Below are 16,295 nucleotides of genomic sequence, written 5' to 3' on the forward strand. Positions count from 1 at the left end.
CTTCCACCCTGCACCACGCCGTCCACCCAGAGGCCCAGCCGTGAATTTTTCCGCCCTCTCCATCCGCAACCCGATCCCGGCCATCATGCTGTTCGTGCTGCTGACGCTGGCCGGCCTGCTGTCCTACCGCGCCACCGCCGTGCAGGATTTCCCCGACATCGAACTGCCGGTGGTGACCGTCGTGGCCAACCTGCCCGGCGCCGCGCCGGCCCAGCTGGAAACCGAGGTGGCGCGCAAGATCGAGGACAGCGTGGCCACGCTGCAGGGTGTGAAGAACATCTACACCCGGGTGCTGGACGGCGAAGCCACCATCACCGTTGAATTCATCCTGGAAAAGCCGCTGGCCGAGGCGGTCAATGACGTGCGCGACGCAGTGGCCCGGGTGCGGGCCGACATGCCGGCCGACCTGCGCGACCCGTCCGTCACCAAGGCGTCCACCGCCGGCCGGGTGGTGCTGACCTTCACCGCCGCGTCCGCGCTGGAAGCCGGCGGCGCCCGCCGCCTGGACGACCAGGAGCTGAGCTGGTTCGTCGACAACAAGGTCGCCAAGCGCCTGCTGGCGGTGCCCGGCGTGGGCGCGGTCAAGCGCATGGGCGGCGTCAGCCGCGAAGTGCGGGTGGAACTGGACGGGCTGAAGATGGCGGCGCTGAACGCCTCCGCGCTGGACGTGTCGCGCCGGCTGCGCCAGGTGCAGCAGGAAGCGCCCGGCGGGCGCGGCGACGTCGGCGGTGCGGAGCAGTCGGTGCGCACCATCGCCACGGTGCAGAGCGCGGCCGAACTGGCGCGGCTGGACGTGCCCTTGCTGGATGGGCGCCATATCCGGCTGGACCAGGTGGCCACCGTCACCGACACCGTCAGCGAACCGCGCGCCGTGGCCACGCGCGACGGCCGGCCGGTGGTGGGCTTCGAGATCTTCCGCACCCGCGGCGCCAGCGAAGTGCGGGTGGCCGAGGGCGCGCGCGCCGCGGTGGCCGAGCTGCAGGCGGCCAATCCGAACGTGGTGCTGACCCAGGTGATCGACAATGCAGCGCCGGTCGAGGAAAACTTCGAGGGCTCGATGGAGCTGCTGTATGAAGGCGCGCTGCTGGCGGTGCTGGTGGTCTGGTGGTTCCTGCGCGACTGGCGTGCCACCCTGGTGGCCGCGGCCGCGCTGCCGCTGTCGGTGATTCCCACCTTCCTCGGCCTGGCCTGGTTCGGCTACACCCTGAACATGGTGACGCTCTTGTCGCTGGCGCTGGTGGTGGGCGTGCTGGTGGACGACGCCATCGTCGAGATCGAGAACATCGAGCGCCACCTCGACATGGGCAAGTCGCCGATGCAGGCGGCGCTGGAAGCGGCCGACGAGATCGGCATGGCCGTGATCGCCACCACCTTCGCGCTGGTGGCGGTTTTTTTGCCTACCGCCTTCATGGCCGGCGTGCCTGGCCTCTTCTTCAAGCAGTTCGGCTGGACCGCGGTGCTGGCCATCCTGGCCTCGCTGGTGGTGGCGCGGCTGTTGACGCCCATGATGGCGGCCTACCTGTTGAAGCCGCGCAAGCGCCACCAGCGCGACGACGGCTGGCTGATGCGGCGCTACATGGCCACCATGCAATGGTGCCTGCGCCACCGCATGGTCACCGCGATCGGCTCCGGCCTGTTCTTCGCCGCCTCGATCGCCTTGGTGCCGCTGCTGCCGACCGGCTTCGTGCCCTCGTCCGACCGCGGCCAGACCCAGATCAACATCGAACTCGCCCCCGGCGCCACGCTGGCGCAGACCCGCGCCGTGGCCGAGCGCGCGCGGCTGGCGGCGATCGAGGACAAAAACGTCACCGGCGTGTTCTCCTCCATCGGCGGCGGCTCCAGCGGCGACGCCTTCGCCCCCGGCGCGGCGGCCGAGGCGCGGCGCGCGGTGCTGACGCTGACCACCACCCACCGGCGCGACCGCGAGGCCTCGATGGCCGACATAGAGCGCGGCCTGCGCAGCCGCCTTTCCGCCATTCCCGGCGCCCGCTTCACGGTCGGCCCGGCCGACATCGGCGTGAAGATGCAGCTGGTGCTGCGCAGCGAGGACCCGGTGGCGCTGGCGGCATCTGCACAGCAGGTGGTGCGCGAGCTGCGCGGCCTCTCGGGCATAGGCAACGTCAATTCCAGCGCCTCGCTGGTGCGCCCGGAGATCATCGTGCGCCCCGACCCCGCCCGCGCCGCCGAACTGGGCGTGACCGCCGCCGCCATCGGCGAGACGGTGCGGGTCGCCACCGCCGGCGACTATGACGTCAATCTCACCAAGCTCAACTTCAGCGAGCGCCAGGTGCCGGTGCGGGTCAAGCTGCCCGACGCGGTGCGCGCCGACCTCGACGCGCTGGCCCGCCTCACCGTGCCGGGCCGCAACGGCCCCGTCATGCTGGGCAATGTCGCCAGCATCGAGATCGCCAGCGGCCCGGCCCAGATCGACCGCCTGAACCGCAGCCGCAACGTGACGCTGGACGTGGAACTGGGCAGCCGCGCGCTGGGCGAGCTGAACCAGGAGGCGCGCAACCTGCCCTCGATGCGCAACCTGCCGCCGTCGGTTCGCATTGCCGAGCTGGGCGACGCGCAGGAAATGCAGACCCTGTTCGCCAGCTTCGGCCTGGCGATGGCGATCGGCGTGCTGTGCATCTACGGCGTGCTGGTGCTGCTGTTCAAGGACTTCATGCAGCCGCTGACCATCCTTGCCGCGCTGCCGCTGTCGATCGGCGGCGCGTTTGTCGCGCTGCTGCTGACCGGGCGCGCGCTGTCGATGCCGTCCATGATCGGCCTCATCATGCTGATGGGCATCGTCACCAAGAATTCCATCCTGCTGGTGGACTATGCGATCCTGGCGCGCCAGGCCGGCATGGACCGCTTCGCCGCGCTGGTGGACGCCTGCCACAAGCGCAGCCGTCCCATCATCATGACCACCATCGCCATGGGCGCCGGCATGCTGCCGCTGGCGCTGGGCTGGGGCGCCGACCCGAGCTTTCGCTCGCCGATGGCCATTGCCGTGATCGGCGGCCTGATCACCTCCACGCTGCTGAGCCTCCTGGTGGTGCCAGCGGTGTTTACCTATGTCGACGATGTCCAGCAGTGGCTGCGGCGACGTTTCGTCAGGTCAACGCCGCACAAAGCGCCTGTGGTTGTCGAGGCGCAAACGACGGTGAAATAGCGGGATCGCCGCCGGATAAAACCGGGCGGCGGGTTGTCAGAAATTCACGAAGCACACAACCCAACTTTCGTGAGGACTGTCACCGTGAACATGAACATGCCATCCATCGCCGGCAAGCTGTCGCCAACCGCCACCAACATGATCCGCATGGACCATACCCATACGATGGCGACCTTTCACCAGTACGAGATCGACAGCAGCCCGCGCACCAAGCAGGGCCTGGTCAACACCATCTGCTTGGCGCTGGAGATCCATGCCCAGCTGGAAGAGGAAATCTTCTACCCGGCGCTGCGCGCCATGGACAGCAGCAATCCGGCGATCCAGAAAGCCGTGCCCGAGCACAATGAAATGAAGCGCCTGATCGCCAAGCTGCGCGGCATGCGTCCCACCGAAGCAGGCTATGACGACACCCTGTTCGAGCTCATGCGCGACGTGATGCACCATGTGGCCGACGAGGAAACCATCCTGCTGCCCGAAGCCGAGCGCCTGATGGGCGACCGGCTGGGCGACCTGGGCGCGCAGATGCTGAAGCGCCGTGTCGAACTGGCCGCACCGCGCGGCGGCGAGATCGCCACCAACATGCTGCGCGGCATGCCCAAGAGCACCATGATGCTGGCCGCCGGCGCGCTCATGGCAGGCACCTACCTGATGAAGCGCAACGGCAACCACACCCGCAACGACGCCTGAAGAGGAGAAAAGCATGGCTTCCGACGGAGAACAGAAACGGCTGGAGGACGCAGCCGGACCGCACGGCGCCCGCACCACCGAACTGGTGGGGGTGGACGACATCGGCCTGCCCAGCGGCATCCAGCCCGAGGATGTGAAGGACATGCCGCAGGCGGGTACGATGGCCGCCATGGGCGGGGATAGCGGCAGCGGCAGTTCCGGGGGCGGCGCCGGCAGTCACGGCGGTCACGCCGGTGCTCCCTCACCGCAGAAGGTTGGCGGCGGCGAGTCGCTGAGCCCCGGCGACGAAGCCGCGCCCGGCACCGTGGGCAGCGGCGACGATGTCTGCCCGGTATGCGCCGGCTCAGGCAAGAACGCCAGCGGCGGCGCCTGCCCCAATTGCCGCGGCACTGGCATCGTCACCGAAGGCATCGGAGGGGGTTGAGGCGTTGCGCGACGCCGGGCGCGTTTGGCACGCGCTGGCAAGCAGCTTGCGGGCGGCCGGCGTTGGGCGGCGGGCCGTTGCTGGTCTTGCGGCATGACAAATTTTGGCTGTCTGCCGGGAGACAGTGGGGGGATGTTGACTTATCCTCTGCAGGAAAGTGGCGGCTGCGTGGCGGGGTGCAATTGCAGTTGCAGTAGCAGTTGCTTCCGACGGTGCAGTCGCCGTTGATTTTGAAGTCGCCATTGCCGTTGATTTTGAAGTCGCCATTGCCGTTGCCGTTGCCGTTGCCGTTGCCGTTGCCGTTGCCGTTGCCGTTGCCGTTGCCGTTGCCGTTGCCGTTGCCGTTGCCGTTGCCGTTGCTGTTGCTGTTGCTGTTGCTTTTGAAGTTGCCGTTGCCGTTGCTTTTAAATCCCGTTGAGCGCGCCGTGACGTCGGTGCGTGGAGCGGGAAAAGGTGCGGCGTCTGTCTGAGCCAAGCGCAGCTTGGCGAGTTTAGCCGCGCCCCGCTCCATGCATCGACGGCACGGGGACCCTCGCGCAGCGAGGGCGCGGTCACCGGGTCGCCTTTTCTTGCCTACTTCTTTTGGCGAAGCAAAAGAAGTAGGTCGCCCGCCGGGGCGAACACCCGGCCTGGTCATGACGACAGTGCAGTCGGCTTGTTTCACCAGGGGTAAGGCGTCACTGCGAAGCAGCAGTTGCTTTTGAAGTTTGAAGTTTGAAGTTTCAATACGAACGTCAAAGACAACACCGACAGTGCTGCCCGTGCCTTGCCGGGTGACGCAAGACGGCTGCACTGCCGTGGAGACAAGCCGGGAATCCGTCCCGGCGGCCGGGTCACTTTTTTTGCTTCGCCAAAAAAAGTAACCAAAAAAAGGCGACCCGGTGATCGCGCCCCGCTGCGCGGGGTTCCCGTGTCAGCGGTACCCGGAGCGGGGCGCGGCTAAACTCGCCAAGCTGCGCTTGGCTCAGACAGACGCCGCACCTTTTCCCGCTCCGGGCACCGCTGACACGGCGCGCTCAACGGGATTTCACGGCAACGGCAACTGCAACTGCATGAGCAACGGCAACTGCATAAGCAACGGCAACCGCAACTGCAACTGTCGCTGCGCGTAAGTCAAAAACAGCGGCAACGGCAACAGCGACTTCAAAAGCAACTGCAACTGCGACGGCGGCGGTCCCCGTGACAGGCACGTTCCGATTCATGCCCGAACGCTAGCCCGTCGCACCGCCCCAATCGACCCGCCATCGCCAGCCAACACCCGATGAAAGATGCATTCATTCCCCGACCTTACGACATAAAGGAACCACCTTGCACCGCAGGAAATTTCTGATCGGCGGCGCCGCCCTGACCGGCGTCACAGCCATCGGCGGCATGGCCGTCGCCAAGGACCCGGAAGGTACCGGGAAAAATAAAACCCTTCCCCATTCCGGCACCGGGCCGGAAGCGCCGGAACTCACAGCCGATGCGCCGCATCGCTTCGAGGTCTGGGACTGGAGCAACAGGAAAGAGCCGGTGATGACCGGCGAGATGGTGCTGGACAAGCGCATCGACAATTTCGTCTACGAGGACGCCGAGATGGCCGCGGAGAACGGCGATATCGCCGTCTACCAGTGCAGCCGCTCGGCCATGCTCGGCGATGTCGAGATCGGCTTCACCATGCTGGCTGCCGACCGCAGCAACACCGAGTCCGGCAAGACGCCGTTGTACCAGGTGCTGGGCTGCTTCGCGCACCGCGGCACCTGGACCAGCTATCCCGCCTCCGATACCTTCAATGCCAAGAAGCTCTCCACCTTTCCCAAGCCCTTCAAGGTCGTGATGAAGAATGCCGAGGGCAAGGTGCTGCATACCTTCCAGATGCAGGACGGCAAGCCCATCAATGACCCGGACCTGAACCAGTGGCGCTCCGAGACCAAGCCGATACGGCCCAGGGTCACCCTGTTCATGATGCTGCCCTGGCAGAACACGCGGCCACGCAGCTCGTCGAAGCTGAAGAAGTACTACCCCGGCCTGACCGCCGATGGCCAGCGGCCGTCGCAGGCGAAGGCCCATGTCTCGGTGCTGTCGTGCGAGCCGATGATCACCGGCGGCTACGGCCCCCACTCCATCAATGGCCTGGCGAACATCTACGGCGCGCCGCGCTGGCCGCGGCCGCGCACCGGCTACGGGCCGATGCCGAAAGACCCTTACCTGGCCAACGGCGAATTCAACCGCAACGGCGGCTCGGCCTACGGCGGCCCCTACCTGGAAGGATGGGACTACGAACCCGGCTCGTTTTCCACCCACAACTGGTACACCGGCCCCGGCGGGCCGCGCTTCGACCGCTGCGTGATTCCTTCAGTGGTAGCGCTATGGGCCACCAATCCCAACGGCAAACGGCTGCAGGAGAACGTGCCGCACCGCGACTGGCTCGACGGCTGGGCCATGGCCTACTTCAACCACGGCAACCACTGGGTGCGCGACGTGAAGACCATGCAGCTGATGACCAGCAAGGAAGTCATGTTCAAGCCCTGGGGCCTGTATGGCAACTACTACGGCGGCGGCGCCGTCGGCCCGCGCTCGGTCTTCATCAACGGCAGCCAGCGCGACGGCAGCCAGGACCACAACTTCGACGGCCAGGGCTACATGTGGGGCAATGGCTGGGCGCGCGACTCCCTGCATTCCTATTGCAACGCCGGCTGGATCGCGCTGCTGCTCAACAGCCCGATGCATGCGGTGGGCAGCCGCTTCGACACCGCGGTGCAGATGATGATGGACCAGGGGCCGACCCAGAACATCCGCGAGAACTACATGGTGCGTTCCCAAGCCTGGCGCTGGCTGCATTACACGATGGCATGGAAGCTGGCATCCACCCATCCTCTGGGCCTGTCGCGGGCGGACGTGGAAGCCAGTTTCGCGCAGCACCTGGAACAGATCTACAAGGAGATCTACGTGCCCCAGGTCGTGCAGAAGAGCGACGACCCCTTCTTCCGCGGCCTGCGCAACCTGGGCCAGCCCATCATCCAGGACAGCGCCAACGGCAATGCCTGGACTGGCCAGGGCGGCGGGCTGGGCTATTACATGGGGCATGTGCTGCAGCTGATGCGCCAGACCGGCCTGTGGGGCGTAATGATGGCCAAGGGCGGCCATATCCGCGACGTGCTGCTGCTGCAGGTGCGCAACATGGACCAGTTCGCGCTGGGCTTACATGCCGACACCAATGGCATCAGCCAAACGATAGGCTTTGACAAGAAAGGCACATTCCCCGACAGCATGGCGCACTACCATCAGCTGTATGGCAAGAAGGACGAGGACCTGTTCTTGGGCCCCGACGGCAAGCACGTCAATGACCGCGATGTGTCGGTCCACCCGGTCATCCAGTACATCTACATCCGCCGCGACTACTTCCCCGAAATCGAGCACCCCAAGCTGGCGCCGGCGCTGGCCAAGGTCGACAAGCGGCTGGCCACAGTCACAGCCCGGGTAGCGGCGGCACTGGACCCGGACGCCAAGCGCGAACGCGACCATGTGTACCGCTATCCTGGCTTGGCGCCGATCAAGGCGCCGCCGGAGCTGGGGCCATTCGGCATGGCCCGGTCCGACATCGGAAAGGCGAAGGAGTCGTAAAGCACTTCCGGACTGACCAGGCAATCGATGCCGGCCACACCGGATTGACATGGGAAGAAACGCACGCGGACCTGCAGGGTCCGTAAGGTGCAATACCCGAAGGGCATTGCACCTTCGGCGGTAAAGCCACAAGTGAAGCTGGCGGCGTACCGGGTCGACGAAAAGGCGGAATGCCCCTTTGGGGTATGCCGCCCTACGCCATCCCGGCCATCCGCGCCATCAACGGCATGGCAAGAAGGCGGTCGCGGTCGCCGCCGCACCCGGGGACTGCATCACAAGGCTGGCACGGACCGAGTTGCATTCAGAAACCGTCCGGCTTGACCGGCCTTGCCTCGCCCTCGAAATTGCCCAGCACTTCCTCCGCGCGCTCGCGGCGCTCTGGATCGGCGTCGGCCTCGGCCGGCCCGGTCTTCGCCGGCTTGGCGATTTCCTTGCTGTTGCCGGTTTCATCGGTCGGATCGTAATGCGGCGCGATCGGACCAGTCTTGCCCTGATTGTCGTTTGCCATGCTGTTCTCCTGATGTTGTGCGGTTGCGTGCGAGGCAGGCTGCCCGCCGCCCGGATGGCCGCCGTGGATTGCGGTCACCGGGCCGGCGCCTGTGTCTCCCGTGGCGCAAAGCGATACGTCTCGCCGTGCTTCAGATAGATCACCCGGTTCTGCAGTTCGGCCGCCTTCACGGCTTGTTCAAAGTCCGACAGCGGCGACTTGAACACCGTGTAGTCGTTGTAATGGATCGGTATCGCGTGGCGCGGCGCTACCAGCTGCATCATGCGCACGCCGTCGGCGCCATCCATCGTGACCTTCATCACACCCAGGATGCGGGTGCCTCCCAGGTGCAGCAGCGCCAGGTCGACCTCCGGAAAGCGCTGCGGTATCTCCTTCAGGTCTTCATACATCAGCGTGTCGCCGCTGATGTACATCCGGTAGTCCGGCTTGCCGGCACCGCTGAAGTCGAGCATCGAGCCCATCACCGCGGGCAGCAGCCCGGCCAGCACGGGCGGGCCGTGCCGTCCCGGCATGGCGCTGATGCGCAGCGTGGTCTGGCCCTTGGTGACGACCAGCGTATCCCATGTGGCAAGCGGATAGCGCCTGGCGAAGCCCAGGTTTTCCAGCGCCACCGCCGACTGCGGCGTGGTCACCACGGGGATGGTGCGCGGCAGCTTTTCCTGGACCAGCTGGTCGAAATGGTCGCCATGGAAATGCGACAGGATCACCAGATCGACCGGCGGCAGGGCCTCGATCGGCATGGCCGGCTCGGTCAGCCGTTCCGATGTCAGCCCGTAGCCCAGCTGCACATGGTCGCCCTTGTGGAGGAAGTTGGGGTCGGTCAGGATGGTCAGGCTGCCATAGCGGATCAGCACCGTTGCCGTGCCGATGAAAGTGACCGAGCCGTTCTGGTCCGCAGCGGCAGCGTCGGCCGGCAGGTCCAGGGTCTGGCCCGGCGCCGATGGCGGCGCGGCCGTCACGAGCGCATTGTCCTGGGCCAGGGAGGCCAGGGGCGCGGCGAGCAGCATGGCCGCAATCAACGGCAATGCTGCCGGCCAGGATCGAAATGGAGTCATTGCATCGGAAAGGATAGGGAAGCGGCGGCTGCATGAGCGCTGCCGGCGCTTCCAGACCGCTTGTCAGCGTGCAGTGCCGCTGCTGCCGGTGCCGCCGCTACCGCTGCTGCCGCTCATGGTGCCGCCGGCACCGCGGCTGTTCATCGTGCCGTTGTCGGTCGCCGCACCGGTCATATTGCCTTTAGGGTTACCCATGCCATGCTTGCCGGCGGTTTCCTCGGCCAGCGACAAGTGCTGGTCCACTGCGGTGATCGTCTTTGCTGCATACGCCTGCAGGTCGGCATCCTTGGCCTTGGCCTGCACCCGCTCCAGCAGCTTGTGAGTATTTTCATGGTCGTTCAAGCCGCCCTGCTTCAGGTAACGCTTGTCGAATGCGTCCCCCTTCAGGCCCGACATCATCTTGGCCATGGCCTTGTGCTTGGCATCCGGCTCGGTCGGCAGCTTCACGCCCTTGCCGTCGGCCAGCGTTTGCAGTTCCTGCTGCGCCTTGGTATGGTCGTCGATCATTTTCTGCGCAAAGGATTTCACGTCATCGCTCTGCGACTTTTCCAGCGCTAGCTTGCCGGCGGCGATCTCGGAGATATTCGCATGGGCGATGTCGCGCATCATTTTCTGGTCAGCCGAGGCCACCTTGCCGGACGCGCCGGTGCGGGTCGATGAAGCGGCCGTGGTGCTGTTTGCCGTGGTGTCGCGATTGGTTGCGGCAGTGCCGGTGGTGCCGGTGTTCTGGGCGACTGCGCCGCCAAACACCATGGCAAGCGCTGCGCAGACGGCCATCCGTTTGATGTTCATATCCTTGTTCATGTCCAATCTCCTAATGTTGGGGGCAACGGCAGACCCGTTGCTCATTGATAGCCATTTTGATAAACCCCGACACCCGTTTCTATAGGCGACCTTCTGTAATCTACGTAGGAATAGCGGAACCACGCGGCATCGCAGCCGTCGAATCTCGACTGTTACGAAAATTGCAGAAAAGAATTCTTTTTCCTTGGCGTAACCATTTGTCACAATCATGGCGACCGCTTGCGTTATGATTTGTGCGCGATCAACGCATAATTTCCCAAAGGAATCATCCTTTCGACAGCAGAACCAACCGACGACCCCATGATTTCTGGCACCTCCACCGATCCGTTGAACCTCCCGTTGCCCCAGACTGACCACGCGAGCGCCGTCTGGCATCGGGACATGCCGCCGGAACTTGACCAGATCGTGGCCGGCCTGCCGCTGTCGACCCTGCTGGAACAGATCATCGAACGCTTCGAGACCGAATTCGACCGCAGGGCCTTTGGTTGCGTCCTGCTGCTGGACCGCAAGGGCCAGCGCCTGCTGGCCGGCGCCGCGCGCCGGCTACCGGCCGCTTACCTGGAACAGCTGCATGGCATCGAGATTGGCGCAGCCGCCGGCTCTTGCGGCGCTGCCGCCCACACAGGCAAGCCTGTTTATTCGAATGACATCGGCAGCGATCCGCGCTGGGCCGACGCCGGCAGCCTGGCGCTGGCGCATGGCCTGCGCGCCTGCTGGGCCACGCCGGTGCTGGGCGTGGGCGGCGGCGTGATCGGCACCTTCGCGCTTTACTTCGATCATCCGCGCGCGCCGCAGCAGCACGAGATCGATGCGATCGCGATCGCCGCCCGCACCATCGGCCTGGCCATCGAGCGCCACCTGTCGGACGAGCGCCTGCGCCAGCAGGAAGGACGGCAGCGGCAGGTGGTCAACAGCGCGCTCGACTTCGCCATCATCGGCGCCGGGCTGGATGGCATCGTCACCAACTGGAGCGAGGGCGCGCACCGGGTATTCGGCTGGACCGAGGCGGAAATGCTGGGCCAGCCGCTGTCGCGGATCTTCACGCCCGAGGACATCGCGCAGGGCCAGCCGCAGCGGCAGATGGACGCGGCGCTGCGCCATGGCCATGCCACCGACGAGCGCTGGCATCTGCGCAACGATGGCAGCCGGGTCTGGGTGTCGGGCGAATTGACGCCGCTGCGCAACGACATGGGCGAAGTGGTCGGACTGGTCAAGGCGGTGCGCGACTGCACCGACGAGAAGCTGGCCCAGACCCAGCTGCAGCGCCTCAATGAGTCGCTGGAAAACGAGGTGGCGCAGCGTACCCGCGAGCGCGACCGGATCTGGCGCAACTCGCCCGACCTGCTGATGGTGCTGGGCAATAGCGGCACCCTGCTGGCCGTGAATCCGGCCTGGACCCGCCTGCTCGGCTTCGAGGCGGCCGACCTGATCGGCCGGCGCTTCCATGCCTTCCTGCATCCGGACGATGTCGATACGGCGCTGTCGGCGCTGGCCCAGGCAGCCACCATGCCGTCGCTGCAGTTCGAGGCGCGCTCCCGCAGCGCCGCCGGCGAATGGCGCTGGTTTGCCTGGACCGCCGCACCCGAGGAAGGCCTGATCTACGGCAGCGGGCGCGACGTCAGCAATGAAAAGCGGCAGGCGGAACAACTGTTGCTGGCCAATGAAATGCGGCTGCGGCTGGCGCTCGACGCCGGCGACATGGGCGCCTGGCAGTACGACATCGGCACCGAACGCAGTGTCTGGCTGTACGGCATGGACGCGCTGCATGGCCTGTCGCCACGGCAGAGCATGGAGGCGCGCCGGCTGCACGGCTACCTGCGCCATGTGTATCCGGCGGACCGGGCCATCTTCGCCCAGGCGATGCGGCGCGCCTTGCGCACCGGCACCGACCTGCAGGCCGAGTACCGCATCGTGCGCGCCGGCGGCCAGGTACGCTGGCTGGAATCGCGCGCCCACATGGTGCGCGACGAGCGCGGCCGGGCGGCGCAGCTCTCGGGCGTCTGCATGGACATCACCCGCCGCAAGCGCACCGAGCAGGACCTGCGCTTCCTGGCCCGCGCCAGCGCCGAGTTCGCCGCACTGGTGGACTACCAGTCCACGCTGGAGCGCCTAGCCAGGCTGGCGGTGCCGACCTTCGCCGACTGGTGCGTGGTGGACCTGCTGCGCGAGGACGGCACCCTGGAACGGGTGGCGGTGGCCCACGTCGATGAACAGAAATCGCAGCTGGCCGCGATGCTGCACGCGCAGCTGCCGCCGGACCCGTCCATGCCGCACGGCATCTGGAACGTGCTGCGCACCGGGCGCGCCGAAGTCATCAGCGACATGCAGGCCAACATCCACTCGCATGCGCTGGGCGACCCGGAACGCATCGCGGCGCTGCGCCGCCTGGGCCTGCGCTCCTATCTCGGCGTGCCGCTGGCCACCCACGGACGCACGCTGGGCGTGATCACCTTCATCAGCGCCGAGTCGGGCCGCATCTATGACGAGGAAGACCTGGCGCTGGCCGGCGACCTGGCGCGGCGGGCGGCCACCGCGATGGAGAACGCCAGCCTCTACAAGGCGCTGCAGCAGTCCGACCGCGCCAAGGACGTGTTCCTGGCTACGCTGGCGCATGAACTGCGCAACCCGCTGGCGCCCATCAGCAATGCCATCAGCCTGCTGCGCCTGCGCGGCCTGGCCAAGCAGATACAGGGGCAGCCCGACCTCGGCCGGCCGCTGGAACTGATCGAGCGCCAGGTCGGCCAGCTGACGCGCCTGGTGGACGATCTGCTGGACGTTTCCCGCATCAACACCGGCAAGATCGAGCTGAGGCCGGAGCAGTCCGACCTGCTGGCCATCCTGCAAAGCGCCATCGAGACCAGCCGGCCGCACATCGAGGCGGCGCAGCACACGCTGGAAGTGGCGTTCGACCTCAAGGCGGCGCCGGTGCAGGCCGACCCGCTGCGGCTGGCGCAGGTATTTTCCAACCTGCTCAACAACGCCGCCAAGTACACCAACCCGGGCGGCCGCATCGCCATCGCGATGGAAGCCACCGCTGATGAGTACCTGGTGCGGGTGCGCGACAACGGCGTCGGCATCGCCGCGCCCATGCTCAAGGACATCTTCACCCTCTTCACCCAGGTTACCCACCCGGTGGAACGCAGCCAGGGCGGACTGGGCATCGGCCTGTCGCTGGTGGAAGGCCTGGTGCATCTGCACGGCGGCCGGGTCGAGGCGCACAGCGCCGGCAGCGGCATGGGCAGCACCTTCACCGTGCGCCTGCCGCGCAGCCAGCCGGCCGCCGACGCGTCGCCCGCGCCAGTGACCGAGAGCGTTGCGCCGCAGGCGCGGCCCTGCCGCATCCTGGTGGTCGACGACAACATCGACGCGGCCAGCACCGTGGCCGACCTGCTGCGGCTCCTGGGCAACGAGGTGCAGGTGGTGCATGATGGCCTGGCGGCAGTCAGCGGCGCGGCGGAGATGATGCCCGACGTGGTGCTGCTGGACATCGGCCTGCCCGGCATCGACGGCTTCGAAGCGGCGCGCCGCATCCGCGCCCAGCTCGGCAGCGGCATACGGCTGATCGCGCTGACCGGCTGGGGCCAGGAGAAGGACCGCTCCCAGGCCAGCGAAGCCGGCTTCGACGAACACTGGGTCAAGCCGGTGGCGCTGGACAAATTGCAGGGGCTGTCCGCGCGATGACGCCGGCGTTTTTGTTAAGCCTGGCTTAAGCCAGGCGGCTTAGTCTGTTCCCATCGTCAACCAGACAATGCATGAAGGGATCACAGATGAAACTCCGTCAAGCCACTGCCGCGCTGACCGTCGCCGGCGTTCTCGTCACCTCCGCCGCCGGCGCCGCCGGCTGGTCGCCCAAGGAATGGTTCTCCCGTCAGGAAAGCACACAGTCAGGTGCTGCAGCCACGGCGGCCGCGCCCGCCCCGGCTCCGGTGGCGCCGGCCACCGCGCCCAACTACCGCGCCATCGTCGATCGCTTCGGCCCGGCGGTGGTGGGCATCAATACCGAAGGTACGATGAAGACCGCCGCCCGCGGCGACAACGACGACGACCCGTTCTCGCAGTTCTTCCGCGGCGTGCCGGGCCGCGGCGGCCAGGCGCCGGTGCCGGTGCGCGGCCAGGGCTCGGGCTTCATCGTCGGCCAGGACGGCATCATCCTGACCAATGCGCATGTGGTGAAGGATGCGTCCGAAGTGACGGTCAAGCTGTCCGACCGGCGCGAGTTCAAGGCGCGCGTTCTGGGCAGCGACCCGGCCACCGACGTCGCGGTGCTGAAGATCGACGCCACCAAGCTGCCGGTGGTCACCCTGGGCGACCCCAAGCGCCTGGGCGTGGGCGACTACGTGCTGGCCATCGGCTCGCCATTCGGCTTCGAGCAGAGCGCCACCTCCGGCATCGTCAGCGCCAAGGGCCGCAGCCTGCCGGGCGACGCCTACGTGCCCTTCATCCAGACCGACGTCGCGGTCAATCCGGGCAACTCGGGCGGACCGCTGTTCGACGCCAGCGGCGCGGTGGTGGGCATCAATTCGCAGATCTACAGCCAGACCGGCGGCTACATGGGGCTGTCGTTTGCAATCCCGATCGATGTGGCGCTGTCGGTGAAGGATCAGATCGTTGCCACCGGCCGGGTCAGCCACGCGCGGCTTGGCGTGGCGGTGCAGGAACTGAATCAGACCCTGGCCGACTCCTTCAAGCTGCCGCAGCCGGAAGGCGCGCTGGTATCGTCGATCGACCGCAACAGCCCGGCCGCCAAGGCTGGTCTCCAGCCGGGCGACGTGATTTTGTCGTACAACGGCCAGGCCATTGCCCGTTCCGGCGACCTGCCGGCGCAGGTCGGCCTGGCAAAGCCAGGCGACCAGGCGAAGATGGAAGTCTGGCGCAACGGTAGGAAGGAAACCCTGACCGCCACCCTGGCCGGCTCGTCCGACAAGCTTGCCGCGGCAGCCCCCGCCAGCGCGTCCCGCGGCAAGCTGGGCGTGGCGGTGCGGCCCCTGACCGACGAGGAAAGGCAGGAAGCCCATCTGCGCGGCGGCCTGGTGGTGGAACAGGCCGGCGGCGCCGCGGCCCGCTCGGGCGTGGAGCCGGGCGACATCATCGTCGCCATCAACGGCACCCCGGTTGCCAGCGTGCCCGAGCTGCAGAAGCGGCTGGAACAGGCCGGCGGCCAGGCCGCGCTGCTGGTGCAGCGGGGGGAGACGCAGATCTTCGTGCCGGTGAAGCTGGGCTGACTTAGGCGCGGCAACGCCATGCTTGGCGGCGCCGCAGATACGATGTCCGACGGGACTGCTTATCAAATTTGATGCAGGATGCGCAAAACAGCCTTGGAGATGCCATGAGAACCAATGTGACGATAGACGACGCGTTGTACAGGAGGGCATTGGAAATGGCTGACCCAGCCATGGACAAAGCAGACATCTGGCGCGAGGCATTGTCAACGTTCGTGCGCGTACAGGCCGCCAAGAGGCTGGCAGAACTTGGCGGCGCCGCGCCCGACATGGGGGACATTCCCCGTCGCCGGGGCGATCCTGCCGCGCAGCCGGCATGAGCGTCCTAATTGCCACCTCGGTCTGGGTGAGCATTTTCGCTTGTGGAATTCTTCCCTGACGACGTTGCTGAGACTCGACCAGGTGTTGATCCATCCCATGGTGCTGATGGAAGTGGCCTGCGGCACGCCGCCAGCGCCCCGCTCCCAAACGCTCGCCTATCTTGGCTTCCTGCGCCCGTCAGGCCAGGCCACCATGAGCGAGGTACTCGACCTGATCGAGCGCGAGAAACTGTATGGCCAGGGATGCGGCCTGGTCGATGTCACGCTGCTGGCATCGACCCTGATTACCGCCGGGGCCAGCCTATGGACCCTGGACCGGCGGCTGGCGAGTATGGCGCAACGATTCGGCGTTGCTTACCAGCCGAAGGTGCATTGAGGCGGCGATCCGCGGCATACACCCGTGGCGACCACACTTGCCAACGTTGGGGGCGTATGCGCAAGACAAGGCAACAGGCCTGGGCGCGCGACGGCCTTTGCGCAACCAGGAGACCGCCGGCATCAACGGCTTGCTGTGA

The 16,295-nt window shown here is 66.6% G+C and carries 11 protein-coding genes and 1 pseudogene; 8 read left to right on the forward strand and 4 right to left on the reverse strand.

Features of this window, described 5'->3' with window-relative positions; all coding sequences use genetic code 11:
- Window positions 1–40 precede the first annotated feature (40 nt).
- From ABC383_RS04795 to ABC383_RS04805, 3 genes are all read left to right on the forward strand, one after another.
- The gene (locus ABC383_RS04795; RefSeq protein ID WP_413012236.1) at window positions 41–3,160 is read left to right on the forward strand and encodes an efflux RND transporter permease subunit; all 3,120 of its coding nucleotides are present in this window, start codon (window positions 41–43) and stop codon (window positions 3,158–3,160) included.
- Between the two features lie 90 nt (window positions 3,161–3,250).
- A complete protein-coding gene (locus ABC383_RS04800; RefSeq protein ID WP_413012237.1) occupies window positions 3,251–3,847 on the forward strand; it encodes a hemerythrin domain-containing protein in 597 nt (198 codons plus the stop codon).
- 13 nt (window positions 3,848–3,860) lie between these two features.
- Window positions 3,861–4,271, forward strand: coding sequence for a hypothetical protein (locus ABC383_RS04805; protein ID WP_413012238.1), 411 nt, complete (start codon window positions 3,861–3,863; stop codon window positions 4,269–4,271).
- On the opposite strand, the gene ABC383_RS04810 is transcribed toward ABC383_RS04805, so the two are convergent.
- Complete coding sequence (locus tag ABC383_RS04810) at window positions 4,246–4,782, reverse strand: hypothetical protein (RefSeq protein ID WP_413012239.1); 537 nt, start codon at window positions 4,780–4,782, stop codon at window positions 4,246–4,248. The two genes, ABC383_RS04805 and ABC383_RS04810, sit on opposite strands and share 26 nt — an antisense overlap.
- 797 nt (window positions 4,783–5,579) lie before the next feature.
- Here ABC383_RS04810 and ABC383_RS04815 point away from each other — a divergent pair.
- Complete coding sequence (locus tag ABC383_RS04815) at window positions 5,580–7,874, forward strand: hypothetical protein (RefSeq protein ID WP_413012240.1); 2,295 nt, start codon at window positions 5,580–5,582, stop codon at window positions 7,872–7,874.
- 301 nt (window positions 7,875–8,175) lie between these two features.
- Here the strand turns inward: ABC383_RS04815 and ABC383_RS04820 are convergent, their stop codons facing one another.
- The 3 genes from ABC383_RS04820 to ABC383_RS04830 all read right to left on the reverse strand — a co-directional run bounded on the left by ABC383_RS04820 (window position 8,176) and on the right by ABC383_RS04830 (window position 10,241).
- Window positions 8,176–8,382, reverse strand: a complete 207-nt coding sequence (locus ABC383_RS04820) for a hypothetical protein (protein ID WP_413012241.1) — start codon at window positions 8,380–8,382, stop codon at window positions 8,176–8,178.
- A gap of 74 nt (window positions 8,383–8,456) precedes the next feature.
- Window positions 8,457–9,437, reverse strand: coding sequence for an MBL fold metallo-hydrolase (locus ABC383_RS04825; protein WP_413012242.1), 981 nt, complete (start codon window positions 9,435–9,437; stop codon window positions 8,457–8,459).
- Between the two features lie 63 nt (window positions 9,438–9,500).
- The gene (locus tag ABC383_RS04830; protein ID WP_413012243.1) at window positions 9,501–10,241 is read right to left on the reverse strand and encodes a DUF4142 domain-containing protein; all 741 of its coding nucleotides are present in this window, start codon (window positions 10,239–10,241) and stop codon (window positions 9,501–9,503) included.
- 381 nt (window positions 10,242–10,622) lie between these two features.
- Between ABC383_RS04830 and ABC383_RS04835 the strand changes: the two genes are divergently transcribed.
- The 4 genes and pseudogenes from ABC383_RS04835 (at window position 10,623) to ABC383_RS04850 (ending at window position 16,156) form a co-directional block, all read left to right on the forward strand.
- Window positions 10,623–13,922, forward strand: coding sequence for a PAS domain S-box protein (locus tag ABC383_RS04835; protein WP_413012244.1), 3,300 nt, complete (start codon window positions 10,623–10,625; stop codon window positions 13,920–13,922).
- Between the two features lie 86 nt (window positions 13,923–14,008).
- A complete protein-coding gene (locus ABC383_RS04840; RefSeq protein ID WP_413012245.1) occupies window positions 14,009–15,463 on the forward strand; it encodes a DegQ family serine endoprotease in 1,455 nt (484 codons plus the stop codon).
- A 104-nt stretch (window positions 15,464–15,567) separates the two neighbouring features.
- Window positions 15,568–15,780, forward strand: coding sequence for a type II toxin-antitoxin system VapB family antitoxin (locus ABC383_RS04845; protein WP_413012246.1), 213 nt, complete (start codon window positions 15,568–15,570; stop codon window positions 15,778–15,780).
- Window positions 15,777–16,156: pseudogene (locus ABC383_RS04850) on the forward strand (type II toxin-antitoxin system VapC family toxin). The gene ABC383_RS04845 and the pseudogene ABC383_RS04850 overlap by 4 nt, the downstream one beginning before the upstream one ends.
- Window positions 16,157–16,295 lie beyond the last annotated feature (139 nt).

It is taken from the genome of Noviherbaspirillum phoenicis (genome assembly GCF_047237965.1).
GTDB lineage: Bacteria > Pseudomonadota > Gammaproteobacteria > Burkholderiales > Burkholderiaceae_D > Noviherbaspirillum_A.